At 70.2% G+C, this 7724-nt stretch carries 9 protein-coding genes and 1 pseudogene; all 10 read left to right on the top strand.

Annotated features, from left to right (window positions below; translation table 11 throughout):
- Nucleotides 1–190: pseudogene (locus VOI19_RS09735) on the top strand (Dak phosphatase); the annotation flags it as partial.
- A 44-nt stretch (nucleotides 191–234) separates the two neighbouring features.
- On the top strand, nucleotides 235–2490 hold the full coding sequence (locus VOI19_RS09730; RefSeq protein WP_323792766.1) for an ATP-dependent DNA helicase RecG: 2256 nt from the start codon (nucleotides 235–237) through the stop codon (nucleotides 2488–2490).
- Between the two features lie 133 nt (nucleotides 2491–2623).
- On the top strand, nucleotides 2624–3220 hold the full coding sequence (rsmD, locus tag VOI19_RS09725) for a 16S rRNA (guanine(966)-N(2))-methyltransferase RsmD (RefSeq protein ID WP_323792765.1): 597 nt from the start codon (nucleotides 2624–2626) through the stop codon (nucleotides 3218–3220).
- Nucleotides 3217–3696 (top strand): pantetheine-phosphate adenylyltransferase, encoded by a 480-nt coding sequence (gene coaD / locus VOI19_RS09720; RefSeq protein ID WP_323792764.1) that lies wholly within the window; start codon nucleotides 3217–3219, stop codon nucleotides 3694–3696. The genes rsmD and coaD overlap by 4 nt, the downstream gene beginning before the upstream one ends.
- A 202-nt stretch (nucleotides 3697–3898) precedes the next feature.
- Nucleotides 3899–4390, top strand: coding sequence for a YceD family protein (locus VOI19_RS09715; RefSeq protein ID WP_416366369.1), 492 nt, complete (start codon nucleotides 3899–3901; stop codon nucleotides 4388–4390).
- Nucleotides 4391–4489: 99 nt separating this feature from the next.
- A complete protein-coding gene (gene rpmF / locus VOI19_RS09710; protein ID WP_323792763.1) occupies nucleotides 4490–4675 on the top strand; it encodes a 50S ribosomal protein L32 in 186 nt (61 codons plus the stop codon).
- Entirely contained in the window at nucleotides 4617–5429 is an 813-nt protein-coding gene (rnc, locus tag VOI19_RS09705) for a ribonuclease III (protein WP_323792762.1), read from the top strand. The genes rpmF and rnc overlap by 59 nt, the downstream gene beginning before the upstream one ends.
- Before the next feature lie 9 nt (nucleotides 5430–5438).
- Nucleotides 5439–6329, top strand: coding sequence for a bifunctional DNA-formamidopyrimidine glycosylase/DNA-(apurinic or apyrimidinic site) lyase (gene mutM, locus VOI19_RS09700; protein ID WP_323792761.1), 891 nt, complete (start codon nucleotides 5439–5441; stop codon nucleotides 6327–6329).
- Nucleotides 6330–6446: 117 nt separating this feature from the next.
- On the top strand, nucleotides 6447–6647 hold the full coding sequence (locus VOI19_RS09695) for a hypothetical protein (protein WP_323792760.1): 201 nt from the start codon (nucleotides 6447–6449) through the stop codon (nucleotides 6645–6647).
- 85 nt (nucleotides 6648–6732) lie between these two features.
- Nucleotides 6733–7724: hypothetical protein (locus tag VOI19_RS09690; protein ID WP_323792759.1), on the top strand; the 992-nt coding region annotated here is incomplete at its 3' end.

The raw sequence follows: 7724 nt of genomic DNA, 5'->3' as shown, positions 1-7724 counted from the left end.
GGTCGCCACCGACGTGCTCGGCCGGATGCTCGGCGGTGGCGCCGACCTGGTCACGATCGTCGGCGGTGCCGACGCAGGTGACCTCGCCGAGCGGGCCGAGGCCTGGGTCGATCAGCACCATCCGCACGTCGACGTCGTGGTCTACGACGGCGGGCAGGAGCGGTACCCGCTCCTGCTGTCGGTGGAGTGAGGCAGGCTGGTCCCCGTGAGACCAGTCCCCGCAGCGTGCGTCCCATGATCACCGTCGACTCCCCGGTCACCACCGTCCTCGGCCAGTCGAAGACGGCCGACAAGATCATCAACAAGCTCCACATCTCCACGGTCGGCGACCTGTTGCGTCACTTCCCGCGGCGCTACCTCGAGACCGGCAAGCTCACCAAGGTCGACGACCTCGCGGTGGGGCAGATGCTCACGGTGATCGGCGAGATCGCCCACAGCAAGCAGCACACCTACACCGACCGCCGCAACGGTCTTCTCGCCTACCGGCTCGAGACGACGCTGCGCACCGACGGTCCGTCCCTGCGCATGACGTTCTTCGCGAAGAAGAAGCACACTGCCGAGTGGCAGGAGAAGAAGCTGCCCGTGGGTGCTCGTGGGCTGTTCCTCGGCAAGGCCGAGACGTTCAACAACGAGTGGAAGCTCTCCAACCCCCGCATGGTGCTCTTCGCCGCCGACGACGGCCGCAAGGACCCCTACTCCGACATCGCGACCGTGGAGGCGATCGGCAAGTACTTCCCCATCTACCCCCTGACCGCGAAGGTCGAGTCGTGGGACCTCCAGCGCGCCATCACGTTCACGCGCTCGGTGGTCGACGACCTGCCCGAGCTGATCCCCGAGCCGATTCGCCGCGAGTTCGACCTGCTCGACGTCACCCGCGCCTATGACCTCATCCACGCTCCCGATCAGCCCGGCGACGTGCACGACGCCCAGCGCTACTTCCGCTTCGAGGAAGCGCTGGTCACCCAGCTCGTCCTCGGACGACGGCGTCGCGCCGTCCAGGCCCTCGGCGCGGTCGCCCGCACGGGCGGCGACGGCGCGCTGCTGGAGGCCTTCGACGCCCGGCTGCCCTTCGAGCTCACCGAGGGACAGCGCTCCATCGGCGCCGACCTCGACGCCGATCTCGCTCGACCCCACCCGATGAACCGGCTGCTCCAGGGCGAGGTCGGCTCGGGCAAGACCCTGGTGGCCCTGCGAGCCATGCTGCGCGTCGTCGACTCCGGCGGGCAGGCGGCTCTGCTGGCCCCGACCGAGGTGCTGGCCCAGCAGCACCACCGGGCGATCAGCGCGTTGATGGGAGACCTCGCCGCCGGCGGCATGCTCGGCGGCGCTGCCGAGGGCACCGGTGTCGAGCTGCTGACGGGCTCGATGACCAAGACCCAGCGCACCGCGCCGCTCTCACGGCTCGCCAGCGGCGAGTCCGGCCTCGTGGTCGGCACCCACGCGCTGCTCGAGGACCAGGTCCAGTTCGCCGACCTCGGCCTCGTCGTCGTCGACGAGCAGCACCGCTTCGGCGTCGAGCAGCGCGCCGCGCTCACCAGCAAGGCCGCCGGCAGCCCGCCGCACGTGCTGGTGATGACTGCGACGCCGATCCCACGCACGGTCGCGATGACCGTCTTCGGCGACCTCGAGACCTCCACCCTCACCGAGCTCCCCGCGGGCCGGGCCCCGATCACGACGGCCGTCGTCAACCTGCTCGACCACCCCGGCTGGATCACCCGGGTGTGGGAGCGCGTGCGCGAGGAGGTCGAGAAGGGCCACCAGGCCTACGTGGTGTGCCCTCGGATCTCCGGCGACGAGCTCGAGCAGGGTCAGCGCGACCAGGTCGAGCTCGACGACGACGGCGAGCCCGTTGCCGTCGACCGCACCGCAGCCGCGCCGTCCCTGGCCGCCGTCGAGGACGGCGTCGTGGCGCTCGCCGAGGGCCCCCTCGCGGGACTGCGCCTGGCGGCGCTCCACGGACGCCTCGGGGCCGACGAGAAGGACTCCACGATGCGGGCCTTCGCCGCGGGGGAGATCGACGTCCTCGTCTCCACGACCGTGATCGAGGTCGGCGTCGACGTCGCCAACGCCACGATCATGGTGCTCCTCGACGCCGACCGCTTCGGCGTCTCCCAGCTCCACCAGCTGCGCGGGCGGGTCGGTCGTGGCGGTCTGCCGGGCCAGTGCCTGCTGGTCTCGTCGGTCGACCTCGAGTCGCCCGCGCGCGACCGTCTCGACGCCGTTGCCCGCACGACCGACGGCTTCGAGCTCAGCCGCGTCGACCTCGCCACCAGACGGGAGGGCGACGTGCTCGGCAGCTCTCAGGCCGGACGACGCTCGGGACTGCGGCACCTCGAGGTGCTGCGCGACGAGACCACGATCCTCGAGGCCCGCTCGGCCGCCGAGGCGCTCCTCGACACCGACCCCGACCTCGCCGGGTCTGCGCTGCTGGCCGAGGCCGTCAGCACGCTCGAGACCGACACCCGCGGCGACTTCATCGAGAAGTCATGAACGGCTCGGCGTGGGATGAATACCCGGTTACCCGGGGATTCCTGACGTTCTCAGGGAAAACTTCGCCTGAGAACGTCAGGCGTACCCGGATCTCCGGGGATCCATCCACGGAGAACCAACCAGGAGTCACACCATGACCCGCATCATCGGCGGCAGCGCCGGGGGCCGACGGCTCCAGACCCCCACCGGCGACCAGACCCGTCCCACCACCGACCGGGTGCGCGAGGCGCTCTTCAGCTCGATCGACGCCTGGTGCGGCACGTGGGAGGGCCTGCGCTTCCTCGACCTGTACGCCGGCAGCGGTGCGGTCGGGCTGGAGGCCTTCTCGCGCGGGGCAGCCGCCGTGACGCTCGTCGAGGCCGACCGGCACACCGCCGCGATCGTCACGGCCAACGCCCGCACGCTCGGCTTCCCCGCCGACGTGCGCGCGGTCAGCGTGCGCGCTGCCCTCGCAGCCCCGCCTGCGGAGCCGTACGACGTCGTCTTCAGCGATCCGCCCTACCCCCTCAGCGACGACGACCTCGCGGCCGACCTCGACCAGCTCCAGCACTGGCTCGCCCCGGACGCGCTCGTGATCGTCGAGCGCGGTCGGCGCAGCCCCGAGCCCCGCTGGCCGGCGGTCGTCGGGCGGAGCCGCACGAAGCGCTACGGCGAGACCACGCTTTGGTACGGTCACGCCGACTCACCAGATCCATCTCACGAGCACCCGGACCACGAGGAGGCACCATGAGCCGAGCGGTCTGCCCCGGGTCGTTCGACCCGGTCACCAACGGCCACATCGACATCATCGGTCGAGCCAGCCGGCTCTTCGACGAGGTCGTCGTGGCCGTGGGCGTCAACCAGTCCAAGAACCGTCTCTTCACCGCCGACGAGCGCGTCGAGATGCTCGAGCGGGCCTGCGCGCCGTTCGCCAACGTGCGGGTCGAGGGCTTCACCGGCCTGGTGACCACGTTCTGCACCGAGCACGACGTCCAGGCGACCGTGAAGGGACTGCGCGCGGCCACCGACTTCGACTACGAGATGCCGATGGCGCAGATGAATGCGGCCCTCACCGACGTCCAGACCGTCTTCCTGCCCACCGCGACGGGCACCTCCTTCGTGTCGTCGAGCCTGGTCAAGGAGGTGGCAGCCTTCGGGGGCGACGTCTCGGCGTTCGTGCCCGACTTCGTGCTCGAGCGCCTCACCACCCGGATGGCGCAGCGATGATCGGCCGCACAGCGGGGGAGGCCTGCGACCGCCGCCGGCGGATTGGGCACACCGACACAACAGCAGTACGCTTCTCGCTGATCTGTTTGTGCCCAGAACCGGAAGTGAACCCCTGACCAGCCTGGACCCTCGAGCGCCGCTCGTGCTCGATACTCGCGAGCTCAGCCGTCGACCGGGGTCCCAGCGTGAGGTGTCGCGAACGGTGCCGGCCCCGGCAGATCTGGGCATCGAAGTCCTCTATGTCGCCCCTGGCGCGCCGGTCGATCTTGACCTGCGTCTGGAAGCGGTCATGGAGGGGGTGCTGGTCACCGGGACGGCCACGGCCGACCTGGAGGGCGAGTGCGTGCGGTGCCTGGACCCGATCGTCGACGAGCTCGACGTGAGGTTCCAGGAGCTGTTCGTCTACGAAGACTCATCCGACCAGCTCTCCGACGAGGAGGACGACGACGGTGTCAGCGTGCTGGAGGACGACTTGCTCGACCTCGAGCCGCTGTTGCGGGATGCGGTGGTGCTCGCGCTACCGTTCCAGCCGTTGTGTGAGGAGGACTGTCCCGGGTTGTGCACCGAGTGTGGTGCCCAGCTGCGAGATGATCCAGATCACACGCACGAGGCCGCGATCGACCCGCGGTGGGCAGCACTCGGCTCGCTCGAGCAGGATCTGAAGAGCAAGCTAGAAGCCCGCGGCGACGACTGATCACCAGCACGAGCCAGCAGGACCAGCACGACCCAAGACATGTACCAACCCCGACCCGGCCGGACCTCCGACCGGGTCACCTGATGAGGAGACAAGACTGTGGCTGTTCCGAAGCGGAAGATGTCGCGCAGCAACACCCGGCACCGTCGTTCTGCCTGGAAGGCCACCGTGCCGACCCTGGCGACCTGCGCGAACGCCGCCTGTGGTGCCAAGCACCTCCCGCACCGTGCGTGCGGCGAGTGCGGTCAGTACGGCGCGCGCGCCGACCGTCGCCAGGTGCTGTGATCCGCAGATCCCGCAGCTCCGTCGGCCCCTCGATCAGGGGCTGACGGGCATCAGCGACGACTACGCAGCGCTGCGCACGGCGCTCGGGGACCCGATCCTGGACCCCGAGCTGCTGGAGCGCGCCCTGACGCACCGTTCCTTCGCCTACGAGAACGGTGGGCTCCCCACCAACGAGCGCCTGGAGTTCCTCGGCGACTCGGTGCTGGGCGTGGTCGTCACCGAGACGCTCTACCTGATGCACCCCGACCTCTCCGAGGGCCGGCTGGCCAAGCTGCGTGCAGCGGTGGTCAATGCCCGGGCCCTTGCAGGGGTCGCTGTCACGATCGGGCTCGGCGACCACGTCAAGCTCGGCCGCGGCGAGGAGTCGACCGGCGGTCGGGCGAAGTCGTCGATCCTCTCCGACACCGTCGAGGCGGTGATCGGTGCGGTGCACCTCAGCGGCGGGATCTCCACCTCGGCCGACGTCGTGCACCTGTTGTTCGACCCGCTCATCGAGGAGGCCTCCGCGATGGGTGCCGGTCTCGACTGGAAGACCTCCCTCCAGGAGCTCTCCGCCGAGCACAGCCTCGGGGTTCCCGAGTACCTCATCACCGACGAGGGCCCCGACCACCTCAAGGTGTTCCACGCCCAGGTGCAGGTGGCCGACCAGCGCTACGGCAATGGCGTGGGCCGCTCCAAGAAGGAAGCCGAGCAGGCTGCCGCCGAGACGGCGTACGGCGAGATCACCGCCGCCTTCGCGCCGAGCGACGCCTGACCCTGCACCATGCCTGAGCTGCCCGAGGTCGAGGTCGTTCGCGCCGGCCTCGAGCGGCACGTGCTCGGAGCGGCCGTGACACGCGTCGACGTCCTGCACCCCCGTCCCGTACGGCGTGACCCCGGCGGGCCCGAGGGCTTCGCGGCTGCGTTGGTCGGACGCCGGATCGAGGCTGCTCGTCGCCGCGGCAAGTACCTCTGGCTGCCGCTCGACAACGGCGACGCCCTCCTGGCCCACCTCGGCATGAGCGGGCAGCTGCTCGTGCAGCCGCCGGCCGCGCCCGCCGAGCGGCACCTGCGGGTGCGGCTCGCGCTCGAGGGCGCTGACGAGGGTCGCGAGCTGCGCTTCGTCGACCAGCGCATGTTCGGTGGCCTGTCGATCTCCGCCGGTGGGGCCGACCTCCCGCCTGAGATCGCCCACATCGCTCGGGACCCACTCGACCCGGCCTTCGACGACGACGAGTTCGTCGCGCGGGTCCGCAGGCGGACCTCCGCGATCAAGCGACTGCTGCTCGACCAGGGCCTGGTGTCGGGGGTCGGCAACATCTACGCCGACGAGGCGCTGTGGCGCGCCGAGCTGCACGGCGAGCGCCCGGGGGACCGGCTGACCAAGCCCCAGGTGCGGCGGCTGCTCCAGCACGCGCGCGACGTCATGTCCGACGCCCTGCAGCAGGGCGGCACGTCCTTCGACGCGCTCTACGTCAACGTCAACGGTGAGTCCGGCTACTTCGACCGCTCCCTCCACGCCTACGGGCGACAGGACGAGCCGTGCGACCGATGTGCGACGCCGATCAAGCGGGTCGCGTTCATGAATCGCTCGTCGTACTTCTGTCCTCGCTGCCAGAGCGCCCCTCGTCGCCCACGGTCGGCCGCTCGGATCGGCGTGGCTGTACCTGACTGAAGCCGGACTGGGGCCGGACTGGGCCGGATTGACCCCGTGCGGGTCTGGTGGGACTCTGGTAGACGGCCCCTTTCGGGGCTCCCGGTCCCGGGTCCACCACACACGGAAGGCCACGTCATGGCCAAGGCGCTGATCGGCTACTTGAACAGCGACCTGCGCGACCCCCGTACTGCCGCCGACAACGCGCGGCTGCGTCAGCGGGTGGCCGAGCTGGAGTCTCTCGTACGACGTCTCTCCGAGGAGAACGACCGGCTCGTCGCAGCCCGGGCCGCCGAGCTCCTCGACGGTGCGCCGTTGCAGGAGATGCAGCCCGCCTGAGGTCGCGCTCTCCCGAGCTCGCCGCTGCGTGCACGTGATCTGCCCGCCGGCGTGACCTCTGGGGTCCCCGCGCGTTGAGCCTCTCGTGCGCCGACTTCTCACCCACCTGCTCCCTGCCCTTCTCGTCGGGAGCGTGGCCCTGACCGCGAGCCCGGCCGCCGCCCACGGCGACCGCGACCGGATCGCTCGGATGGCCGCAGCCCGCGACGCCAACGACGTGTCGCTGCAGAGCAAGAAGATCGCCCACCTCGGCGTCGACCCCGGTCAGGTCGGCATCTCCGGCTGCTTCCTGCCGACGGCGCCGCTGTTCGTCACCAGTGGCCTCGACTCGATCCGCGTCTTCGACGTGGCCGACCCTGCCAACCCTGAGCTGGTGGGGGTCCTCCCGAACGTCCTGTTCGAGAACGAGGCGATGACCTGTGGCGAGCGCCGTACGAAGAACGGGGTCGTCCGCTTCGCCCTCATCGGCGTCGACCTCGTGCAGGCTTCGCCGGACGACATCCAGCACGCCAACCTCGGGGGAGGCGAGCTGGTCGTGGTCGACGTGACCGACCCGACCTCGCCGAGCATCCTGTCGCGCACCGAGGGCTCGACCAGCACCCACACGGTCGCCTGCATCGACCAGCGCAACTGCCGCTACGCCTACTCGGCCGGCAACAACGAGTCGGACCCGCACTTCTCGATCTTCGACCTGCGCAAGATCCGCAAGCCCAAGGAGGTCGACCGTCGGCCGAAGAAGGACGGCCTCCAGCCGTTCGTGTCGCCGACCGCCGGTCACAAGTGGAACTTCGACGCCGCCGGCATCGGGACGCACACCGGCTGGGGTGGCGCGTCGATGTGGGACCTCGACCGCCCGGCCCGTCCGCGCCTGCTCACCACCACCGGTGCTGCCGGACGTGGTGAGGACCCGAAGTTCGAGGGCTACAACGACTTCATCCTGCACAACGCCTACCGGCCCAACGCCAAGCGGTTCAAGCCCGGCGCCAAGCCGTCGCTGCGCAACGGCAACATCCTGCTGATCACCGAGGAGGACTACGAGCAGACCGACTGCTCGCAGGCCGGCTCGTTCCAGACCTG

The organism is Nocardioides sp. (assembly GCF_034670285.1).
GTDB lineage: Bacteria > Actinomycetota > Actinomycetes > Propionibacteriales > Nocardioidaceae > Nocardioides.
This window is presented reverse-complemented; position numbering and strand designations above follow the sequence as displayed.

What these genes read in the sequence shown, in the direction of transcription:
- coaD (WP_323792764.1), top strand. Translation starts at nt 3,217, where the DNA reads ATGAGCCGAGCGGTCTGCCCCGGGTCGTTCGACCCGGTCACCAACGGC.
- mutM (WP_323792761.1), top strand. Translation starts at nt 5,439, where the DNA reads ATGCCTGAGCTGCCCGAGGTCGAGGTCGTTCGCGCCGGCCTCGAGCGG.
- VOI19_RS09695 (WP_323792760.1), top strand. Translation starts at nt 6,447, where the DNA reads ATGGCCAAGGCGCTGATCGGCTACTTGAACAGCGACCTGCGCGACCCC.
- rsmD (WP_323792765.1), top strand. Translation starts at nt 2,624, where the DNA reads ATGACCCGCATCATCGGCGGCAGCGCCGGGGGCCGACGGCTCCAGACC.
- VOI19_RS09730 (WP_323792766.1), top strand. Translation starts at nt 235, where the DNA reads ATGATCACCGTCGACTCCCCGGTCACCACCGTCCTCGGCCAGTCGAAG.